Below are 20,011 nucleotides of genomic sequence, written 5' to 3'. Positions count from 1 at the left end.
TTACCTCGGCAGCGGGCAGACCGCCAGCCACCAGAGCCTTGGCCAGAGGCACGGCCTTGTCCGCATCCTCAATGGCAATCACCGGCACAATGCCGATGTCATAAATCTTTTGCAGTACTTCGTTCATTTCAAACGCTTCCTTTCAATGTTCCCTTCCACTCAACGGTCCATCTCGCTGACGGGCCCGTTGGCAGAATGTTCCCGAATGATTCTCTGAATCTCCACCAAATCCGAAGAAGGCAGATCGCCGGGCACGGTGCTCTTTGTGCTGGAAGTAGCGTTGCCAAACTGCATGGCAATTTCTTCATCGCCGTACTTCAGCAGACCAAACAGCACACCGGCCACATAGGCATCGCCGGAACCAATTCGGTCAATCACATCAATGTTCTGGTAGGGATGCTCGGTATAAAAAGCATCCTTCTCGGCGCTGTATATCAAGCTGGTAAAGTTGTGCTCCCGGGGACTAATGACTGTACGCTGGGTAGCAGCTACCACCTTCACGCCATAATCCACCGTATAGCTTTTCAGAATATCCTTCAGATCGCCGGTTTTCTGGAACATACGGCGGCTGGTTTCTTCCGAAGCGAACAGCACATCCACCATGGGCAGAATCTGTTCAATGGTAGCACGGGCTTCTTCCTCGGTCCACAGATTAGCACGGTAATTCACATCAAAAGAGATGATTGCTCCGGCCTCTTTAAAGCGGCGAATCAGCTCAATGGCCACATTGCGCATATTTTCGCACAAAGCCAGGCTGATACCGCTCACATGGAACATCCGGGCGCTGCCGTACACTTCCTGGGGAATCTCCTCCAGCTTGATACGGGTGATACTGGCCATTTTACGGTCGTACACAATGGTGGGCTTGCGGGGTGCAGCGCCCATCTCATAATAGTACAAACCCAGGCGGGCATCCGGGCTGTCGTCGTAAATCAAAAAGTCATCGGACACGCCGGTGTAACGGATACGGTTTTTAATATAGGTGCCCAGTTTATTGTGGGGCAGCCGGGAGATGATGCCGGTGCGAAGCCCCAACAGGGCCACGCCGCCGGCCACATTCAGCTCTGCACCGCCCGCCTGCTTGTGGAACACATCACTGTCGGTAATGCGTTCATGGCGGGGCGGCGAAAGCCGAAGCATGATTTCCCCAAAGGTAATCAGATCAAACTCCCTCTCACCCACAAGGTTCCAATGAGTCAACATGGAAAAATGCCTCGTTTTCTTGTATGGTAAGGTGAATTATGCGTTCTTAGCCTTCTCGCAAGCCTCAAACAGACCGTTGATGTAGGTTGCACCCAAAGCACGGTCGTACAGGCCATAACCGGGCTTGCCGGTCTCGCCCCAGATCATGCGGCCGTGGTCAGGACGAACATAGCCGTCAAAGCCGTTGTCCACCAGAGCCTTCACGATTTCGTACATATCCAGGCTGCCGCAGCTGGACAGATGTGCACGCTCCTCAAAGCTGCCATCTTCCATAATCTTAACATTGCGGACGTGCATAAAGGCAATGCGGCCCATAGCAGCGTACTTGCGTACCATCTCCACCATGTTGTTGGTGCGGGCGCAGCCCAGAGAACCGGTGCACAGGCACAGGCTGTTGGCAGGGCTGTCCACCAGCTTCAGGAAACGATCCAGGTTAGCCTCGCAGGTGATGATGCGGGGCAGACCGAAGATGGGATACGGGGGATCATCGGGATGGATAGCCATCACGACGCCGCATTCCTCAGCCACGGGAATAACCTTCTTCAGGAACTTCTCCAGGTTAGCCCACAGGCCTTCTTCGCCCAGATCGCCGTAAGCAGCAATCAGCTCACGAACTTCTTCCTGGCTGTAGCTGGAGTCCCAACCGGGCAGATGGATGTCATCCTTCAAGGGGTCCAGGCCCTTCATCTGATCCCAGTACATAACCAGGCTGGTGGAACCGTCGTCGGCCACCTTGTTCAGCTGGGTACGGGTCCAGTCAAACACGGGCATGAAGTTGTAGGTTACGCACTTCACGCCGTACTTGGCGCAGCGGCGGATGTTCTCGCAGTAAACCTCCAGCAGCTGATCCACATTGCCACGGCCCAGCTTGATGTCCTCATGAACAGGAATGGACTCAACCACATCAAACAGCATGCCGTTGCTCTCAACCTGCTCCTTCATCTTGGCCAGGCTCTCCTCGGGCCATACCTCGCCGGGTTTTACATCGTAAACGGCGCTAACGATGCTGCGCATGCCAGGAATCTGGCGAATGTTTTGCAGGGTAACGGGATCGCTTTCCCCGTACCAACGGAACGAAAGTTTCATTTGCGTTTCTCCTTTATGGAATTTTATTTTGGAAAATGTCAATCAAAGACCAAAATACCGGATGGCATTGTTGGCACAGATATCCTGTACCAGCTGGCCTGCAAAGGCCATATCGGCGGGGTACTCGCCGTTTTCAATCCAGCGGCCGATGAGGGCGCACAGAATCCGGCGGAAGTACTCGTGACGAGCGTAGCTCAACAGGCTGCGGCTGTCGGTCAGCATACCAATAAAGTTGCCCAGAACGCTCAGGTTTGCCAGGCTGATGAGCTGATCCTGCATCCCTACCTTGTTGTCGTTGAACCACCAGGCGCTGCCGTGCTGAATTTTACCGGGCACCTCGCTGCTCTGGAATGCACCCAGCAGGGTGTCCAGCCACTCGTTGTCGGCGGGGTTCAGGCTGTACAGGATGGTGCGGGGCAGCTTGCCCTCCTTCTCCAGGGCATCCATCAAAGCGTAGGTTGCATTGCAGCTGTCGGTTACAGCAATGCAGTCAAAACCGCAGTCTGCACCCAGAGCCGCAAACATCCGGCTGTTGGGGTTGCGCTTGCAGCTGAAGTGCAGCTGCATGGCCCAGGTACGCTCAGCATATTCACGGGCGCAGTGCAGCAGCAGGGCGGTCTGATAGCCCTCGGCTTCCTCACGGGTTACGGCCTCACCAGCCAGAGCCTTGCGCAGGGCAGCAGTTGCCTCCTGGTTGCTTACAGGGCGGAACATTACATAGTCCAGGCCATGGTCTGCAGCACGGCAGCCGTTCTCATCAAAGTAGGCAATGCGCTGGCTCAAAGCCTCGCAAACATCCTCCACGGTCTCCAGGGTCTTGCCGGTGGTCTTGCCCAGCAGGCTGATGTATTCCACAAAGCCGGGCTTGTGGATGTTCAGAGCCGGGTCAGGACGGAAGCTGGGGCAAACCTTGGTCTTAAAGCTGGTATCCTCAGCCAGCTTCTTGTGCCATGCCAGGTCGCTGCAAGGATCGTCGGTGGTACCCACCATAAATACATTGCTGCCGGTGATCAGGCCGCGGGCGCTCATGGCAGGGTCATTCTGCAGCTTGTCGTTGCACAGCTCCCACACCTCTTTGGCGGTCTCAGCGTTCAGCACGCCTTCGTAGCCGAAGAAGTTCTTCAGCTCCAGATGACACCAGTGGTACATGGGGTTGCCGATGGCACGGGGCAAGCTCTGGGCAAACTTCTCAAACTTCTCCCAATCAGAAGCATCACCGGTAATAAACCGCTCCTCCACACCATTGGAGCGCATTACACGCCACTTATAGTGGTCGCCTCCCAGCCACAGCTGTGTGATATTTTCAAAGCGGCGGTCCTCAAAAATATCCTTGGGATCAATGTGGCAGTGGTAGTCCACAATGGGCATGCTTGCAGCATACTCGTGGTACAGCTGCCGGGCTGCCGGGGTATCCAGCAAAAAATCCTTTGTCAAAAAGCCTTCCACAGTATCATCCTTTCTGTTTAATACTCTTTACCTTTAAATATAGGCCTTAAAAATTACAATTAAAATTGCGTAAATTGCTATCCAGATTGTAAATCTTGTTGTATAATCATACCAAAGGAGAAAAAGCTCATGACCATATCTTTTCAACCCTTCGACAACCGTCAGGTGATGCAAAATTCCCAATTTGAGATTTTCCATTACCTGGACCCACACCCCGGTCCGGTGGCTCTGCACCACCATGATTTTTACGAAGTATACTTCTTTTTAAATGGCAGTGTGGACTATCTGGTAGAGGGCCAAACCTGCCGGCTGGAACCAGGCGATTTGCTGCTCATCAGCCCGCTGGAACTTCACCAGCCCATCATCCACCCCAACCGGGACCCCTACGAGCGCATTGTCCTGTGGATTGACCCTGCATTTCTGCATAAATACAGCACCCAGAGCTGCAATCTGCTGCGCTGTTTTGATGTAAGCCATCCCGGCCACACAAACCTCATTAAATCCACCAGCAGCCAGCAGGGTGCCCTGCGCCACACCCTGGATTTGCTTTTGAACGAAAGCCGTAATCCATCTTTTGGGCAGGACCTTCTCTGCCATTCCCTGCTGCTGCAATTTACGGTACAGCTCAACCGTCTGGTACAAGAAGAGGTAAACGAGTCCTCTCAACCTTCCCGGACCACCCTCACCGACCAGGTCATCGAATACATTGGCCAGCATTACAGCGAGGCCCTCTCGCTGGATCAGCTGGCAGATGCCTTTTTTGTAAGCAAGTACCATCTCTCCCACGAATTTGCCCGGGTAATGGGGGTGAGCCTGTATCGATATATTACCCTCAAACGGCTGCTGATTGCAAAGCAGATGCTCACCGCCGGCCACGCTCCCACACGGGTATATGAGGCCTGCGGATTTCGTGATTATGCCAATTTTTACCGTGCTTTTAAAGCAGAATATGGCACAAGTCCCAGCCGTTTCGCTGGCGATTAACTCCTCTTTTTTACCGTTTCATCCAGTTTTGCCCACAATAAAGGCCCCCTGCCGCACAATGCGGAAGGGGGCCTTTTCAGCTGAATAATGCCGCCTTAGCAGCGGTCAGCGTACAGCACTTTAATCAATGACGGAACTGCTCAGGAACCTGGTCAATGGTGGTCCAGGTAGCCATAGCTTCTTCCAGGCTCATGCCCTTGCTGATAGCATCTTTACGCACAGCGTTCACAGCCTGGATTTCCTTCATGCGGTCGCCGGTCAGGCTGTAGCCCTTCATGGCAATCAGGGTCAGAGCCCAGGCAACCATGGGAACCACGCAGAACAGGATGATAACAGCCCAGTTCATGCCAGGACGGAAGGGATCATCGCCACCGGGCAGGGTGGTGGTAAAGCCAATGGCGGCAGCTACCAGACCCACGATGGTGGAGCTGAAGGAAGAAACCAGCTTGTCAACCAAGCTGAACAGGGTGCCAATTACGCCGGGCACATAGTTACCGCTGCGGTAAGTCTCGTAGTCAGAGCAGTCAGCAACCATGGGGATGGACATATCAGCAGTTGCGTAGTATGCGCCGTAACCCAGGCCAAAGAACAGCAGGAAGGCCACGGTGTACAGGTTGATGGTCAGGTGGAACTTGCCGTCCACAATCTCGTACAGAGACAGGTTAAATGCGGGGTCGCCTTCCTTCCACATCAGCAGCAGAGCCAGAACGCCCACATACATCACCAGAGCCACGCCCACATACCGCATCAGAGAAGCCTTCTGGCCCTTCTTCTGGGAGGTGCGCACGGTCAGGATAAAGAACGGAACACTGAATACATAACCCAGCACCATCATGGGCAGGTACAGGCTGTCGTAGTTGCCCATCATGCCGCCATACAGCATGCACAGAACGGCGGTGTTGGTAGCAATGGCCAAAGCCAGCTTACAGCCAGCACCAGCAACCATCAGGCGCTGCAAGGGCTTGTTGTTGCGAATCAGGGCCACATACTCGCTGATTTTCACCTTCTGGGCAGTGGAACCAGCAATACCGAAGAACTCGGGGCGGTCCTTCTCCCAAATACCAATCATAGCCAGAATGGTCAGTGCAAAGGAGATGATCAGAGCCAGAGGAATCAGGGCATCAAAGAATGCCTGGGTGGTGTAGTCACCCACATTGGCACGCAGGATGGGAGCCAGCAGCTGGATTGCACCCATGCCAATCATGCTGGCCACCAAGTTAAATACGGTGAACAGCGGCCGCTGTTTGGGGTCGTTGGTCAGAACAGTCTGGCCGGAACGAGTAACAGAGGTCTGGAAGGTGTAACCAATAACAAACATGGCATAGAACACCACATACAGGATATACCGCACAGACATCATGGTAGTGGGCACAAACTGCGTGCAGAAGAACAGGCAGATGGAGCCAATGGCCATAATCAGGTTACCCAGCAGCATATAGGGACGGAACTTACCGAACTTGCCGTTGGTCTTGTCAATCATGGCACCAATCACAGGGTCAGTGAATGCGTCAAAAATACGCATTGCAGTTACCATGGTGGTGGCAAATACCAGAGCCAGACCCAGAACACCGCCGTAGTAAGCGATGTAAGAGGAGGTCAGGATATAGTATACGTTGGTAGCACCGTTATTAAACGGAAACAGTACCAACTGATACATTTTTGCCCGGTTTACAGCACCGGACGCAGCGGTTTGATTGCTCATTGCAAATTTCCTCATTTGTGACCCTTCACAACAGACCGCCCCGCTTTCCAGCAGGACGGTCTGTGCTTCAGGCTTCGTTCATGTGTTTCGATCGTATGCGGACCGGAACCATTCCCGTTCCATCAATTAGGCGTTTGCAGTCTTAACAGACTTGCAGAAGGAGCCCACAATCAGGAACAGGGTGCCTACCAGCAGGCAGGCCACAGCGGCGATGGTCACATAGAATACCTGCCAACCGGCGGTGTTGCCAGAGTTGAAGGAGAACAGGCCAGCTACCAGCATAACACGCTGGATGATGCACTGGCCGAATACATAGCTGTACAGAGCGATGGCGCCCAGCACAGAAACAGCGCTGATGGGGTCGTGGTTGCCAAAACGGTTGGGAGCCACGATAGAAACGATTACCAGCAGAATAGCCACAATGCCAGCGGTAGCCACCAGGCCCATGTTCTGCAAGGCATTGTCACTGCTAATAGAGTTGCTGTACATAGCCAGAGCCATACCAGCCACACCCAAAACAGCAGCAACGGTGTTCAGATAAAATGCAATTCCCTGCTTTTTCATCTTAGATTTCCTCCTTTTTCTTCATGGAGGCCATCACGTACATACCAGCGCTGAACAGCATTACAACAGCGGATACGCCAGCCAGACCGTAGTAGGAAGCACGCCACCAGGTCATGGTCTGCTCAACATGGGTGGTAGCATTGTAACGGTTCATCAGATGGCTCTCGGTCCAAGCGTAGATGTTCTTGTGAACAGCTTCCTTCAGCTTCAGCTGCAGGTTCAAATCGCCATCAATCAGGTTAGCGCTCAGCTTGGTGCCGTCAACCTGCTTCTGGAACAGGTTGGAGCTGCTCAGAGTGGTGGTGCTGTAGAAGCCGGACTGACCACGGGTGTCAAAGCAGGTGGTGCCAGCGTTCAGCACGGCAGCCCACATGTCAACGTCGTCGTAGATGTCGGTTACAGCGTAGCCGATGAAGCCCCACTCGTTGGCCAGAATCTCGGTCATCAGACCGTAGCTGCTGGTGCACTCGATGGAACCAATCTTGGAGAAGGAGGTCATCAGACCACGCATACCTGCGTTGTACTCTTCGGTGTCGTACTTGGTAGCCTCGAAAGCAATCTGGTAAGCACGCAGCTCAACCTCACGAGCACGCTGCTCGGTCATGTAGGGAGATACGCCGCCACGCTCAGATTCCTGGTCGTTGAAGGCATAGTGCTTGGGAGCAGCAACCAGACCGTAGTCCAGAGCGCCGATAGCAAATTCCATAGCAGCTACACCGGACAGAACGGGATCCTCAGAGTAGTACTCGCCGTTACGGCCGTTGTAAGCATGACGATGGGTGTTCAGGCCGGGGCCCCACAGGATGTTGATGCCAGTGAACAGAGACTCGATGCCAGTGAACTGACCCAGTTTGTACATCAGGTCGGGGTTAAAGCTGGAGGCAGCCAGGGGAGCGTTGCCGAACACCTGGGGATGCCAGTTGCCGTTTACATCAGAGCTGGGGATAGCCCAGGGAGCGTTGGGATCCTTGGAAGCGTTCAGAGCCACAGCCACACCGTTACCGGCGTTCTCGGTCATGTAGGTCTCAACAGTGCCAATGGAATCTGCGCCAGGGATGGAAGGACCGCCGAAGCTGAAGATGTACATAGCTTCTTCCAGGGTCAGCTGATCCAGCAGCTTCTCCCACTTCGGATCGTCGTAAGCTACACCGTACATCTCGTAGAACTGGATGCCGTTATCCTGGCCCCACAGTACCTCAGAGGTATCGTCGGAAGTCTGCAAGGTGTAGGTATGGCCGTTCAGGTTGTCAATGAGCTCCTGGTTAGTCAGGGTCATTGCGTCATAGGTCTTGGGGAAGGTGCCTGCCCAATCGGTACGGGTCAGGTAGGTTACCTCACCGGGCTGGTAGTAGTTCCAGTCGGAGTAAGGCAGCTGGTTGGAGATAGCGTAACCGGTCTTGGAAACGGAGAACAGAGTCTTGGAGATAAAGTCCTCGGTGATTTCCTTGCTGTATGCCTGAGCGGCATTGCCGGTGCCAACCATCTTGGTGGCATCCATGCCCTGAGCAACCATGATGTGGTTCAGAGCGTCGTGAGCGCCGTTGCCCACAGAGAAGTAGTACATACCGGGATCCATGATGTAGGTACCGGTGGTGCCATCTGCGTTCTCGTGGCTCTCGTCGTAGCTGGCGATGTACTGCAGGTCAACCTTTACAGATACAACCTCAGAAGCACCGGGCTCCAGCAGGCCAGTCTTGCCGAAGTTCAGCAGCTGGATAGCAGACTTCTCAACGCCGCCGGCAATGTAGGGAGCCTGGCCGTAAATCTGCACGGGGGTCTTACCGGCAACAGAACCGGTGTTGGTTACCTTCACATTGAAGGTAGCGTAAGCGCTGGGAGCGCCGGTCTCGGCATCTACAGAGATGTCGAATACGGGCTCGCCGTCAAACTCGTAGGAGAAGGTGGTGTAGCTCAGGCCGTAACCAAAGCCGTAGGCAACCTCGTTGCCGTAGTTCCACTCGGTGTCAGAAGCATAAGCACCGGTGGGATCGGTAGCGTTGCCGTTGCCAGCCACTGCGTCATAGTAGCGGGTCTCGTAGTAACGGTAACCAACATACAGGCCTTCAGCCTCGATTACATAAGAACCGGGGGTAAAGCCCAGAACACCGCCGGTACGGGTGATGGTGCCCTCAGTGTTGGTGTAGTACATCTTGCCCATGTTCTGCATAGCAGGGGAAGACATATTGTAGGTGGGGAAGATGTCAAACAGACCGCCGGAGGGGCTTACACGGCCGCACAGGATGTCTGCAATGCCCAGCATACCGTAGTTGCCGGGGAAACCAATCCACAGGATAGCATCAACATCGGGATCGTTCTTCAGCTGACCGATTTCAATAGCGGTTGCGCTGTTAACCAGAACGATAACCTTGTCGCTGGCCTGCTTAGCCAGTTCCACAGCAGCCAGCTCGTTGGTGGTCAGCTGCAGGGGCTCTTCAGCGCCCAGGCCTTCAACAATACCGCCAGGCAGGAAGTCCTTGGACTCTGCGCTGGGACGGCCCAGCACAACGATGGCAGCATCGCCGTACTGAACGAAGCTGTCCTGGTAAGCGCCGTTCACAGCAGCAATCTCGTCCACAGAAGGCTCGCCGGGATTGTAGTTTTCTTCGGGGTTTTCGTTGTTTGCATGATTGTAGGTCTTGTTCAGTTCTTCGTAAACCTCAATCATGGTGGGGTTCAGGTTGAAGCCTGCACCCTCAAAATCGAACTCCTCGCCAGTCCAGGATTCCATGGTCTTGGAAACACTGGTAGCCTCTTCACGAGTGGTGGCGTTGGTGTTCACGGTGGTGGTGATGGTGTTTGCAAAATCGGTCTTATTCTGGCTCAGAGCCTGCTCCAGGTTGATGAAGGGGCCCTGTGCCTTAACGCCGAAGCTGGAACCAATCAGAGGCACATGAGAGCGGATGCCCAGCAGGGTTACATTGGAACCGCTGGCCAGGGGCAGAGCGCCGTTCTCGTTCTTCAGCAGAACTGCACCTTCAGCAGCCTCCTCACGGCCCAGGTCAATGGCAGCCTGGATCAGAGCGTGGGAGTTACCGGTGCCGTCCTCGTTCAGCAGCTCGGCGGGAGGGGTAAACTTGTCGTAAAGGGGATTCTCTGCGTTGTTTTCAGAAGTAAACACTTCGCTGGTGGTTCCCAGGTAGGTGTCGATGGTAGCCGCATTGGCTTCCAGCACAGTACCCAGGATCATGGAGAAGCACAGAGTAAAGCACATAGTGCTGCTCAGGCCACGCCACAATGCCTTTTTAGTATTCTTTTTCATACTGTGGATGTCCTCCTCTTTTCTTTAGAGTCTTCCTTTTGTTCTCAGAGCACAAGCATCAGATGGTGCAAACAGGGTTCCTTCCCCATTATACCCAGTTTGCGCTGGTGCTGCTGCTCTTCTGCAGCTTGTAAGCGGGATTGGGCTCGCTCACATAACGCAGCTTTGCGGTGTCGGTGCAGTCACCTGCAACGGCTTTCAGCTGGGTTTCGCCATTCAGCTCCACCTTGAAGGTAAACACCTTATCGCCGGTCTTCTCCTCCAGCAGCTTGCCATTCACATACAGGGCAACCTTGGGCTGGTTGGTGTAAACCTTAACGGTGGTCACCTTTTCGGGACGGTCTACATAACGGCTGCCTGCAATGTGCACAAAGGGCACCTCGCTCCAGTATGCCTTGTAGATGTAGAAGCTGTCCTTCTTGGTTTTGCGGTCAAAGGTCACAAGACCCTTGTGGTTCATACCCGGCTCGCCGCCCTGGTCACGGGCATCGGCAGCAAAGTCAAACATATTCCATACATGGGTGCTCCACATATAAGGGTGACGCTTGAAGCACTCAAGCATGAATTCGTGGTAAACGGCCTGGTACTCCTCGGTGTGGTCGCCCCGACGAGGCTTGGAGGAGTGCAGGTTGGGCATACCCTCGCAGCCGTACTCGGAGTAACCCAGGCAGCGGTTAGGGTATACGGTATGGAAAAACTTAATCCACCAGTCGTTCAGGAACAGACCGGGCACATACCAGCCCAGGTACAGGTTCCAGCTCACAATATCGGAAATATGTGCAGAACGGTTGAAGGGGCCGCACATAGCATAGCAAGCCAGGGTGGTCACACGGGTGGGGTCCATCTCGTGGCACAGGTCATTCAGGATGCGGTGGTTCTCCAGCATATCCTTGTTGTCCTTAGTGGAGATGGTAATCTCGTTGGAGATACCCCAGGTCACAATGCAGGGATGGTTGTAGTTCTGAATAATCAGCTCTTTCATCTGGCTGATGGTGTTCTCACGGCCGTTGGGCATATGCTCAGAGATGTAGGGAATCTCCGCCCAAACAACCATGCCGTACTCGTCGCACAGATCATAGAAGTACTGATCGTGCTGGTAGTGGGCCAGACGCACGGTGTTGGCGCCCATCTCCCGAATCAGGTCCATATCCTCATCGTGGTGGGCACGGGTCAGTGCATTGCCGATGCCCTTGCGGTCCTGATGGCGGGAAACGCCATGCAGAGGATAGCTGCGGCCATTCAGGAAGAAGCCCTTTTTGGGGTCTACCTTAAAGGTGCGCACGCCGAAGCGGGTGGTTACCTCATCCACAGCCACGCCGTTTTCCAGCAGCTGAACGGTAGCACGGTACAGATAGGGGTCCTTCACACCGTCCCACAGGTGGGCGTTCTCAATATCCAGGGTTACATTGGTGCCGGTGCCGGTGGCAACGGTGTTGCCTTCACGGTCGGTGAGCACAACCTGAACCTGGGCGTCCTTCACATTGGGGTAGCTCTCTACCTGCACCTTACCGGTGGTGCCCACCAGAGTGGGGGTAACCTTCAGGCCAGGGCCGCCAAAGTGATCCAGGTCAAAATGGCTCTTGCTTACTACCATCAGATTTACATCACGGTAGATGCCGCCATAAAAAGTAAAGTCAGCCTTCTGGGGGTAAACACGGTCGTTCACGCCGTTGTCCACAACCACTTCCAGCAGGTTTTTGTCCTTCAAAAAGCTGGTAATGTCCGCACGGAAGGTGGAGTAACCACCGTCGTGGTGTGCCACTTTTGCACCGTTCAGGGTTACATCGGCAGTGGCGTTCACGCCGTTGAACTCCAGGTATACCACCTGAGTTGCAGGGTCGAACTGAGGCAGGTCGAACTCCTTGGTGTACTGGCAGCTGCCGCGCCAGTAGTCGTTGCCGCCGTCCTGGCCATCAATGGCATTCCAAGTATGGGGCACATTCACGGTGGTCCACTCTTTATTGGGGCCACAGAAGTTCCAGCCCTTGTTGATACATTCGATCCGTCTCAAAGTCGATCCTCTCTTTCTTAAAGGGCACAAAAACAGCGTCAGTGCATACCCTCTTTTTACAGAAAGCAACACCGGCTGTCCTTTCGCCTTGGTTCCATCTGAGCTGCAATTATATAAATAGGTTACATATCGCTGCTCCTCTTGTATAAAATTCTACAAACCTTTCACAAAAACCTCAAGCAGCTTTGCATAAGTGGTCAGAAAACACCCCTAAGTGGTCTTTCTATTAACAAATTTATTCCCTTGTTTTTGTGTAATATGCACTAATCCGGCTCTTTTTTCGCTTTAGCACAGCAAAATGACTCATTTTTATTGCACTATCTGCACAATTATTTGCACAATTGTTTCAAACCTTGTAAGACTGTCTGTCAAATGAACCAATCTCCGGTATTGGGCCTTATTTCGCTTGTGCAGAGGTTGCCTGCGCTGTGTTTTTCTGCTGGCTCATGGGCAGCAGAATGCGCAGACAGAAACAGCCGTTTTCTACCTTCACAGTCAAAAAGCCTTCATACCGGTGCACAATGTGCCGAATGCTTTTTAAGCCAAATCCATGGTAGCCATTGTTGCTCTTTGTGGTAATGGGCAGCCCTTCCTCATCGAACGAAAGCTGTTCTTCCACAGGGTTAATAATCTGAATCACCAAAAACTGGTTCTCCTGGTATACCAGCACATCAATGATGCGTTTTTGCACTGTGCTGATTTTTTTTACACTGTCAATGGCATTGTCCAGGGCATTTCCAAAAATAGTGTACAAATCAACCGGATCCATAAAATCCAAAAGGTGCCCATCCGCCACACAATGGGCGGTAATGCTGTTTGCTTCACAGTACAGGCTCTTTTCGGTCAGAACGGTGTCCAGCACTTCGTTGCCGGTTTTGGCAATGGCTTCGTAAATGCGCACGGCACTTTCCAGTTCTTCCAGGTAATTTTCTCGCCGTTCATCCTCAAAAAGCACCCGCATGGCCGCCACCTGATGCTTCAGGTCGTGGCATTTTCGGTTGATAAGCGCAATATTTTCTTTGGAAAGGGCATATTGCTCCCGCTGCTGAGCCTGCATCCGGTTTAAAATATCCACTTCCCGGCGCAGAGCACTTTTTTTGAACATCTCATGCTGAAAATACAGCAAGGTGGCACAGTAGATTTCCATTATCAAGGTCAAGCGCCAGCTTTCCCAGGGCTGGCCTTTCCACATACTTGTTTGTGAATACAGCACCAGCCCTTCAAACACAAGAAACGAAAAAACCGCTGCGCTCATCTGACGAGGGCCTATATCATAACGGCCATTATCCGGCATCCACCGGGCCAATGTACACCATATCACCAGGCAGTGCAGTGCTGTGCAGCACAAGCACAGTGCCTGACTCCAAAAGGCAGACACCTGCCACTGATTCAGCCAAAAAAGAATCACCATGCAAAGCTGCTTGCTTCCCTGTTGATTGATTACAGTCCAGATAGCGCCATAGGCCACCGCTTCGGGCCTTATATCGGTAAAAATCGCAAAAAAGCCCACAGCAAGCAGCAGCTCCAGGGGATAGAACAACCAGTCCATCCACCCTGCAATGGTTCGCTCTGCCCAGAACAGCAGCAGCTGGCACAAAAATCCCGCAATAACAAAAACTATAATCTTTTTTGAAGCTTGTTTCTTTTTTCGCAGTGGAGCCGCAAAAGCCGCCGCAAACCCCCACAGACTGAGCATCACGCCCACCATGGCAGCTGGATAGGTTGTTGCCATTTCAGTGATTTCCCCCTATATAATTTGTAAGTGCGGTCAAAAACGCCGTGCGGTTGCGCCGGCTGATTTCCAGCTCGTTGCCGGCAACCACCACCACATCCTTACGAATCTCGGTTACATGACGCAAGTTCACCAGGTACCAATGATTGCAGCGCATAAAGTGGTACCGCTCCAGCTCCTTCTCCACCGCCTGCATGGTTCCTCGGAGCACAAACTCACCAATTTCCGTATGGTAATGGAGCATACGGTTTTGAATTTCAATGTAATAAATCTGGTGGGTGTCCATCCGCAGCACCCTGTCGGGCATATTCAAAAGAACCTGACCAGACTCCCGCTCTCTGGCCCGTTCAATAGCCCGTGTAAAGCGTATCGAAAATGTATAATAGTTTACCGGCTTGAGCACAAAATCCAGCGCACCCACCTCGTAACCGTTGATTGCATACTGAATCATATTTGTTACAAACATGAGCACCACATCCCGGTCCATCTGCCGAATGCGGGTAGCGGCTTCCATGCCATTCATCTGAGGCATCTCAATATCCAGCAAAATAATGTCAAATTCGCCGGTGTACTGATCCAGCACCTGTGTGCCATCCCCAAACACTTTTACCGAACATTCCAGTTCATGTTCCTGTGCATAGCGCTGAATATATTCCTGCAGCTGCTGGCTGTATTGCTGTTCATCCTCCACAATGGCAATGTGCAGCATTCTTCTTCCCTCCCTTTTGCGGCAGGCCCTGTCGCTCCGGCCTGTCTTACTTATTAAATGTGCGTATCCTAGTATAGCAAATTTCCCGAATTCCGTAAAGAACAAGCCTTTCACTCACAAACAGCGCAAAATTTCTGCAATCACTTTTCCATTCTCTTATAATTTCAGCAACTAACATTGGAAATTGCGCTAAGTTATGTTACAATTTATTATGGATAATTGTATCCCCTTTTTTGCAGCGCTGCTGCTTTTACTTGTAAATTCCAGTTACAACAGGAAGGATGATTTTTTTCATGAACACCTCGGCACAAACAGTTCGGGGGTTTTTTCAACAGCTCACTGCCCAGCAAAAGCATGGCTATGCCTTTGCAGAATTTAATATCAAAAATTTCCGTTACTTCTGCACCCGCCTGGGCCGTCAGGAAAGCGACCAACTGCTGGAACACATCAAGCAAACAGCCGAAAGGAGCATCCAGCATAAAGGTATTGTGGAGCGAGTTTATAGCGATACCTTCCACATGCTGGTGGAATGTCCCTCTTGCACACCGGAAAATGCCAACGATACCATTCGGGATAGCTTTTTGTTTCAGCTGACGAAGGATTTGTATCACATACAAGACGAACACGCCCATAAGCAACTCTACCTTTCCTTCGGCGTCATCGCCCCGCCGGACATGGACCAGCCCTTCGAAACGCTGGTTACCAAAGCCGGTTTGGCTCGCAAAAGCTGCCCCTATCTGCACAGCCGGGCATTCAGCTATGAGCTTTATAACGACCAGATGCTCCAAACACAGCTGCGCAAGCTGGATTTGGCGCACCGGCTTACTTCCGCCCGTCATAACCAGGAGTTCGACATCTATGTGCAGCCTAAGGTGGACCCCCGCACCCAGCAGATTGTAGCCGGGGAGGTGCTTATGCGCTGGAACAATGCCGGCAGCACCCCCATCGGTGCCTACATCGACCTTCTTCAGGAATTTTCCGACATTTATGTGGTGGACCGCAGCATCTTTCAAAACTGCTGCGCCTATCTGAGCGAAGGACTAAAGGAAGGCAAGCCCCGGGTACCCCTGAGTTTTAATATCAGCAAGGCCACGGTGGGCGCGCAGGATTTTTGCGAAGAATACTTCAGCATTGTGGAGCAATACCAGCTGGATAAATCCTACATCGAGTTTGAATTTTTGGAAAACATTCATTTAACCGAAAACCCCGCCGCCCAGGAAGCCCTCAAAAAATGCCACGACAACGGTTATCGCTGCTCGCTGGATGACTTTGGCATGGGCAACTCCTCCTTTGCGTTCCTGCTCAACGGCGGAGTGGACTGCATCAAATTGGATCGGGTGTTCTTTACAGGAACACTCACACCTCAGCGCCAGATGCTTTTGCAGGATTTGATTCACATTGCCGAAACCTTTAATGTGTCCATTGTGGCAGAAGGCGTGGAAGCCGAAGAGTATGTGGAATTCCTCAAAACCACCTCCTGCCACTGCATCCAAGGCTTTTATTACTATCGCCCCCTGCCTTTGGCAGATTTTCAGCATCTTTTGGATTTGCAGGCGCAAGGCCATATTCTTCCTAAGCTTAGCTAACCAGCTTTATCGCCTGTCTGGTTGCTAACCCACACCTGGCAAGCAGACTTTTCTGTTTTTTTCCAAGCTGTGGCCCTGCCCATACGCATTGAAAGGAGTATGTCCCATGCAATTGCGCAGAACCAACTCTGGCCTGTGCACCCGATGCCGCACGCCCAGATTTCTGCTGTTCCTTGTCCTGGCAGTTGTTCTGGCAGGGCTGGCACTGATAGGGTTCAGGGCCATTCCCGGTGTTTTTCATCCTGCCCCAAAACCGGTTCAGGTCATCACCCAATCCACCCTGGAAAGCATCATCGGGGCCAGCCGCCTTTCCACCTTTGTGTCTGCTTACAACGGCATTGCCGCAGTATACAACGAAAAAGACCCCGATTCCATCGACTATTATGTATCCTATGAAGCCACGGTAAAGGCAGGCATCGATTTTTCCCAGATTGGCAAAGAGCAGATTGAGCTGAACGAAGAAACAAAAACCATCGTCATTACTCTGCCGCCGGTTACCATCAACCAGTGCGAGGTGGACATTACTTCGCTGGAGTACATCTTTCTAAACAACAAAGCCAATGTCTCCACCGTATCCCAGCAGGCCTACAAAGCCTGTGAGGAGGACGCAAAGCAGGAAAGCCAGCAGCAGAAAGCCATTTTTACCCTTGCGCAGGAAAATGCGGTGAAGTTTGTGCAAACCATGATGGAGCCGCTGATTCAGCAGCTGGACCAGGACTACACCCTTCAGGTGCAGCCCACCGTGTAAGCAAAGGAGAAAATCTTTATGAAGCAATGGTTTTGCATTGCCGCTGCCGCAGCAATTATGGCGCTATTATGCGGCTGCGGGGCAGCTGCTTCCACCACTCCCCAAATGGAACCACAGGTTTCCCAGATGCGCTCCATCTGTGAGCTGGCAGTTATGGACTGTTACTACCACAATGTGGCCAAATACAAGGCCGAAGATGCAGAAGGCCTTTTGTGGTGGAAAAAGGACAAACATTTTTGGATTGAATACAGCGGTGTGGTTACGGTGGGTGTGGATGTTTCCAAACTGGAAATCACGGTGGATGGGCAGCAGGTTACCATAACCATGCCCCCTGCCCAGGTGCAGGCCTGCTGGGTGGATTCCAGTTCTCTCACTCCCGAGTCCTACATTGTAGCAAAGGATTCTGCCCCGGTTCGGGCCGCCGATGAAACCCTGGCCTTCCGGCTGGCTCAGGAGCAGCTGGAACAAAACGCTGCCGGCAACACAGCCCTGCTGTCACAGGCCCAGCAAAGTGCCGAAACGCTGCTCACCAACTACATCAACAGCATTGGAGCTGTCACTGGACAAACCTATCAAATTACATTCAACACCCTGCCCGCAGCCACCTCTGCACCAAAAACATCCACCCCCTCTGTTGGAGAGCAGCCGTCCAGCAGCACACCCGCTGCCTAACAACCTCCACCGGAGTTTCACCGTACTAAAACAATCCCCCCCCAGCACACCACTGCTTTAGGCCGCAGTCTGCTGGGGGGTTCTTTTTATATTCATGCCGCTGCCATCCTAGCAGGCACAGCCCAGCCAAAGGGCAACCGCTGCGCCTGTGGCCTGCGCTGCATGTTTAAAGCAACTTGAACAAAAAACAAAACCACCGTTCAAACCGAATGGTTGAACGGTGGTTTTCTGGCGGAGAAGGAGGGATTTGAACCCTCGCGCCGGTTTCCCGACCTACGCCCTTAGCAGGGGCGCCTCTTCGACCTCTTGAGTACTTCTCCAGAGCAAAGTTTTGAACAAAATAATTCAAATGATGGCGGAGAGGGTGGGATTCGAACCCACGGCCCTTGCGGGTCACCGGTTTTCAAGACCGGCTCCTTAAACCACTCGGACACCTCTCCATAGTGGGCACCCTGCACGCCACTGCTTGGTGCGTTATTTATATTATCACAGGGCATTTGATTTGTCAACAGTTTTTAAAAAGTTTTTTTAAAACAAAATCCAGCCCTCAAAACTCCCCTGCCGCCAGCCCCATCATGCCAGCTTATAAACCGTTCTCAGGCTGCCCTGCCCACGGTAGGCTCCTCCAGCTCCTTTTGGCGGCAGCAAGGTTGTGGGCACTCCCATTCCTCGTACACCGTCTGGCCTGCCTCATACACCACCTTGGTAAACCAGCCCAGACCCGTCAGCACCAAAAACCCCATAGCCATGCTCATGGTACCCACCAGCACCCCCAGCAATGCCCAACCAAACAGCAGGCCACTTGCCAGTGCCAGCAGATTACACACCTGTTCCTTCATTTGCGCCGCTTCCTTTCCTTAGGAACGCTGTTTCAGTTGCTCCCTGTTCGCTTATGCCATTGTATAACAACCTTTCGTTGTTGTCAATACATTTAAACAACTTTTTGTTGTAAAATCTCGTTCATTGCATTTACAAATACAATAATTAGTTGTATAATAAAAAAAACTCATAAAAAGGAGAACCGCCGCACATGTTTCAAGAACGCCTGCGCCAGCTGCGCAAAGAGCGAGGGCTCAGTCAAAAAAAGTTATCTCAGCAGCTGGGAGTTACCCAGCAAGCAGTGGGCAAGTGGGAAACCGGCCGTTCCTCTCCCGACCCCGCCATGCTGGTGCAGCTGGCGGCACTGCTGGGCACCTCCACCGATGATTTGTTAGGGCTGGAAAGCCAAGGGGCAGAACCTGCCGTTCCCGCCGGATACCAGGAGTTCCCCATTCCGGTGATTGGCACTGTACGGGCCGGTTACGACTGCTTCGCCTTTGAGGAGGACTATGGCGTGGAATACGCCCGGGTGAAGGACCCCGCCAGCTATTTTTATCTGGTGGTAAAAGGCGACAGCATGGAGCCCCGGATTCAGGACGGGGATCTTGCCCTGGTGCACCGTCAGCCCACTTTGGAAAACGGAGACCTGGGCGTTATGGTCTATGGCGACGGAGAGGGCACCCTCAAACGGTACATTCAGCGGGGCAACGCTGTAATTTTGCAGCCCTTCAACCCGGCGTATGAGCCCAAGGTGCTCAAGGGCGAAGAACTGAACCAACTTTACATAGCCGGCAAAGTGGTGGAAACCAAGGCCAAGTGGTAAGGTTGCCCTTGTATTGATTTTAGGAGGTAGTTTCAACCCATGCAGCCCACCCGTCTTTACCTGCTGCGCCACGGCCAAACCGACTGGAACCTGGCCGGGCAGCTGCAAGGCCAAACCGATATTCCCTTAAACGATACCGGCCGCAGCCAGGCCCGCATTGCCAAGGGGCAGCTTGGCGGCGTCTGCTTTGATGCTGTGTATGCAAGTCCCCTTTCCCGCACTCTGGAAACCGCCCAGATTGCCAGCGGCTGGCCCAGCGACAGCATTCAGCCGGAGCAGCGGCTCAAGGAAATCTGCTTTGGCCCCTGGGAGGGCCAGCGAGCCCAGGACCTGGGGCCGGAATTTGCTCCCTTTTTTCACGACCCGGCCCGCTATCAACCGGCTCCCGGTGGCGAAAGTCTGGCCACTTTGATGGAGCGCACCGGCAATTTTGTGCAGTTCGTGCAGCAGCACCACGCCGGGCAAACCGTGCTGGCCGTCAGCCATGGGGCAGCACTTCACGCCCTGCTCACCTGTGCCCTGGCACTGCCTCTGGACCAGTTTTGGAGCATTCCCCTGGGCAACTGCTCTCTGGCCATTCTGGAGGAGCAGGACGGCCGGTTTGTTCTGACCGAGACCTTCACCCAGCCCGGTGCAGACAACCGCCACCGATATACCCGCTGATTTT

At 53.1% G+C, this 20,011-nt stretch carries 16 protein-coding genes, 2 tRNA genes and 1 pseudogene; 6 read left to right on the top strand and 13 right to left on the bottom strand.

Annotated elements, in window-relative coordinates; genetic code table 11:
- The 4 genes and pseudogenes from ACH2EM_RS00830 to uxaC form a co-directional block, all read right to left on the bottom strand.
- A pseudogene (locus ACH2EM_RS00830) lies at positions 1 to 127 on the bottom strand (keto-hydroxyglutarate-aldolase/keto-deoxy-phosphogluconate aldolase); the annotation flags it as partial.
- A 32-nt stretch (positions 128 to 159) separates the two neighbouring features.
- On the bottom strand, positions 160 to 1,203 hold the full coding sequence (locus ACH2EM_RS00825; RefSeq protein ID WP_395150134.1) for a sugar kinase: 1,044 nt from the start codon (positions 1,201 to 1,203) through the stop codon (positions 160 to 162).
- Between the two features lie 36 nt (positions 1,204 to 1,239).
- On the bottom strand, positions 1,240 to 2,289 hold the full coding sequence (gene uxuA / locus ACH2EM_RS00820; RefSeq protein WP_395150133.1) for a mannonate dehydratase: 1,050 nt from the start codon (positions 2,287 to 2,289) through the stop codon (positions 1,240 to 1,242).
- A 42-nt stretch (positions 2,290 to 2,331) separates the two neighbouring features.
- Positions 2,332 to 3,735, bottom strand: coding sequence for a glucuronate isomerase (gene uxaC, locus ACH2EM_RS00815; protein WP_395150132.1), 1,404 nt, complete (start codon positions 3,733 to 3,735; stop codon positions 2,332 to 2,334).
- Positions 3,736 to 3,864: 129 nt separating this feature from the next.
- Here uxaC and ACH2EM_RS00810 point away from each other — a divergent pair, with 129 nt between their 5' ends.
- Positions 3,865 to 4,719 (top strand): AraC family transcriptional regulator, encoded by an 855-nt coding sequence (locus ACH2EM_RS00810; RefSeq protein WP_395150131.1) that lies wholly within the window; start codon positions 3,865 to 3,867, stop codon positions 4,717 to 4,719.
- A 124-nt stretch (positions 4,720 to 4,843) separates the two neighbouring features.
- Here the strand turns inward: ACH2EM_RS00810 and ACH2EM_RS00805 are convergent, their stop codons facing one another.
- The 6 genes from ACH2EM_RS00805 to ACH2EM_RS00780 all read right to left on the bottom strand — a co-directional run bounded on the left by ACH2EM_RS00805 (position 4,844) and on the right by ACH2EM_RS00780 (position 14,696).
- Positions 4,844 to 6,421 carry an MFS transporter gene (locus ACH2EM_RS00805; RefSeq protein WP_395150130.1) on the bottom strand — a complete coding sequence of 526 codons (1,578 nt, stop codon included), beginning with the start codon at positions 6,419 to 6,421 and terminating at the stop codon, positions 4,844 to 4,846.
- Between the two features lie 126 nt (positions 6,422 to 6,547).
- Positions 6,548 to 6,985: a hypothetical protein gene (locus ACH2EM_RS00800; protein ID WP_395150129.1), complete on the bottom strand. Its 438-nt coding sequence runs from the start codon at positions 6,983 to 6,985 to the stop codon at positions 6,548 to 6,550.
- A 1-nt stretch (position 6,986) separates the two neighbouring features.
- Positions 6,987 to 10,244 carry a glycoside hydrolase family 3 C-terminal domain-containing protein gene (locus ACH2EM_RS00795; protein ID WP_395150127.1) on the bottom strand — a complete coding sequence of 1,086 codons (3,258 nt, stop codon included), beginning with the start codon at positions 10,242 to 10,244 and terminating at the stop codon, positions 6,987 to 6,989.
- 88 nt (positions 10,245 to 10,332) lie between these two features.
- The gene (locus ACH2EM_RS00790; RefSeq protein ID WP_395150126.1) at positions 10,333 to 12,255 is read right to left on the bottom strand and encodes a glycoside hydrolase family 2 protein; all 1,923 of its coding nucleotides are present in this window, start codon (positions 12,253 to 12,255) and stop codon (positions 10,333 to 10,335) included.
- A gap of 397 nt (positions 12,256 to 12,652) precedes the next feature.
- Positions 12,653 to 13,987 (bottom strand): GHKL domain-containing protein, encoded by a 1,335-nt coding sequence (locus ACH2EM_RS00785; protein WP_395150125.1) that lies wholly within the window; start codon positions 13,985 to 13,987, stop codon positions 12,653 to 12,655.
- 1 nt (position 13,988) lies between these two features.
- Positions 13,989 to 14,696, bottom strand: coding sequence for a LytR/AlgR family response regulator transcription factor (locus ACH2EM_RS00780; protein WP_395150124.1), 708 nt, complete (start codon positions 14,694 to 14,696; stop codon positions 13,989 to 13,991).
- 293 nt (positions 14,697 to 14,989) lie between these two features.
- Between ACH2EM_RS00780 and ACH2EM_RS00775 the strand changes: the two genes are divergently transcribed.
- The 3 genes from ACH2EM_RS00775 to ACH2EM_RS00765 all read left to right on the top strand — a co-directional run bounded on the left by ACH2EM_RS00775 (position 14,990) and on the right by ACH2EM_RS00765 (position 17,702).
- The gene (locus ACH2EM_RS00775) at positions 14,990 to 16,282 is read left to right on the top strand and encodes an EAL domain-containing protein (protein WP_395150123.1); all 1,293 of its coding nucleotides are present in this window, start codon (positions 14,990 to 14,992) and stop codon (positions 16,280 to 16,282) included.
- Between the two features lie 106 nt (positions 16,283 to 16,388).
- A complete protein-coding gene (locus tag ACH2EM_RS00770; protein ID WP_395150122.1) occupies positions 16,389 to 17,030 on the top strand; it encodes a DUF4230 domain-containing protein in 642 nt (213 codons plus the stop codon).
- A gap of 18 nt (positions 17,031 to 17,048) precedes the next feature.
- Positions 17,049 to 17,702, top strand: a complete 654-nt coding sequence (locus tag ACH2EM_RS00765; RefSeq protein WP_395150121.1) for a DUF4230 domain-containing protein — start codon at positions 17,049 to 17,051, stop codon at positions 17,700 to 17,702.
- Between the two features lie 229 nt (positions 17,703 to 17,931).
- On the opposite strand, the gene ACH2EM_RS00760 is transcribed toward ACH2EM_RS00765, so the two are convergent.
- From ACH2EM_RS00760 to ACH2EM_RS00750, 3 genes are all read right to left on the bottom strand, one after another.
- Positions 17,932 to 18,022 (bottom strand) — tRNA-Ser (locus ACH2EM_RS00760).
- Between the two features lie 33 nt (positions 18,023 to 18,055).
- Positions 18,056 to 18,142, bottom strand: a tRNA-Ser gene (locus tag ACH2EM_RS00755).
- A 156-nt stretch (positions 18,143 to 18,298) separates the two neighbouring features.
- A complete protein-coding gene (locus tag ACH2EM_RS00750; protein WP_395150120.1) occupies positions 18,299 to 18,541 on the bottom strand; it encodes a hypothetical protein in 243 nt (80 codons plus the stop codon).
- A 191-nt stretch (positions 18,542 to 18,732) separates the two neighbouring features.
- Between ACH2EM_RS00750 and ACH2EM_RS00745 the strand changes: the two genes are divergently transcribed.
- Complete coding sequence (locus tag ACH2EM_RS00745; protein ID WP_395150119.1) at positions 18,733 to 19,344, top strand: LexA family protein; 612 nt, start codon at positions 18,733 to 18,735, stop codon at positions 19,342 to 19,344.
- A 39-nt stretch (positions 19,345 to 19,383) separates the two neighbouring features.
- A complete protein-coding gene (locus ACH2EM_RS00740) occupies positions 19,384 to 20,007 on the top strand; it encodes a histidine phosphatase family protein (protein WP_395150118.1) in 624 nt (207 codons plus the stop codon).
- Positions 20,008 to 20,011 lie beyond the last annotated feature (4 nt).

It is taken from the genome of uncultured Allofournierella sp. (assembly GCA_944382705.1).
Taxonomy (GTDB): domain Bacteria; phylum Bacillota; class Clostridia; order Oscillospirales; family Ruminococcaceae; genus Allofournierella.
The sequence above is the reverse complement of the archived record's forward strand: the minus strand, read 5'-3'. Positions and strand labels throughout refer to the sequence as shown.

Bases quoted from the DNA above. Each gene is read 5' to 3' on its own strand.
- ACH2EM_RS00745 (WP_395150119.1), top strand. From the start codon at position 18,733: ATGTTTCAAGAACGCCTGCGCCAGCTGCGCAAAGAGCGAGGGCTCAGT.
- ACH2EM_RS00810 (WP_395150131.1), top strand. From the start codon at position 3,865: ATGACCATATCTTTTCAACCCTTCGACAACCGTCAGGTGATGCAAAAT.
- ACH2EM_RS00825 (WP_395150134.1), bottom strand. From the start codon at position 1,203: ATGTTGACTCATTGGAACCTTGTGGGTGAGAGGGAGTTTGATCTGATT.
- uxuA (WP_395150133.1), bottom strand. From the start codon at position 2,289: ATGAAACTTTCGTTCCGTTGGTACGGGGAAAGCGATCCCGTTACCCTG.
- ACH2EM_RS00775 (WP_395150123.1), top strand. From the start codon at position 14,990: ATGAACACCTCGGCACAAACAGTTCGGGGGTTTTTTCAACAGCTCACT.
- ACH2EM_RS00740 (WP_395150118.1), top strand. From the start codon at position 19,384: ATGCAGCCCACCCGTCTTTACCTGCTGCGCCACGGCCAAACCGACTGG.
- ACH2EM_RS00765 (WP_395150121.1), top strand. From the start codon at position 17,049: ATGAAGCAATGGTTTTGCATTGCCGCTGCCGCAGCAATTATGGCGCTA.
- ACH2EM_RS00780 (WP_395150124.1), bottom strand. From the start codon at position 14,696: ATGCTGCACATTGCCATTGTGGAGGATGAACAGCAATACAGCCAGCAG.
- ACH2EM_RS00770 (WP_395150122.1), top strand. From the start codon at position 16,389: ATGCAATTGCGCAGAACCAACTCTGGCCTGTGCACCCGATGCCGCACG.
- ACH2EM_RS00795 (WP_395150127.1), bottom strand. From the start codon at position 10,244: ATGAAAAAGAATACTAAAAAGGCATTGTGGCGTGGCCTGAGCAGCACT.
- ACH2EM_RS00750 (WP_395150120.1), bottom strand. From the start codon at position 18,541: ATGAAGGAACAGGTGTGTAATCTGCTGGCACTGGCAAGTGGCCTGCTG.
- ACH2EM_RS00805 (WP_395150130.1), bottom strand. From the start codon at position 6,421: ATGAGCAATCAAACCGCTGCGTCCGGTGCTGTAAACCGGGCAAAAATG.
- ACH2EM_RS00800 (WP_395150129.1), bottom strand. From the start codon at position 6,985: ATGAAAAAGCAGGGAATTGCATTTTATCTGAACACCGTTGCTGCTGTT.
- ACH2EM_RS00785 (WP_395150125.1), bottom strand. From the start codon at position 13,987: ATGGCAACAACCTATCCAGCTGCCATGGTGGGCGTGATGCTCAGTCTG.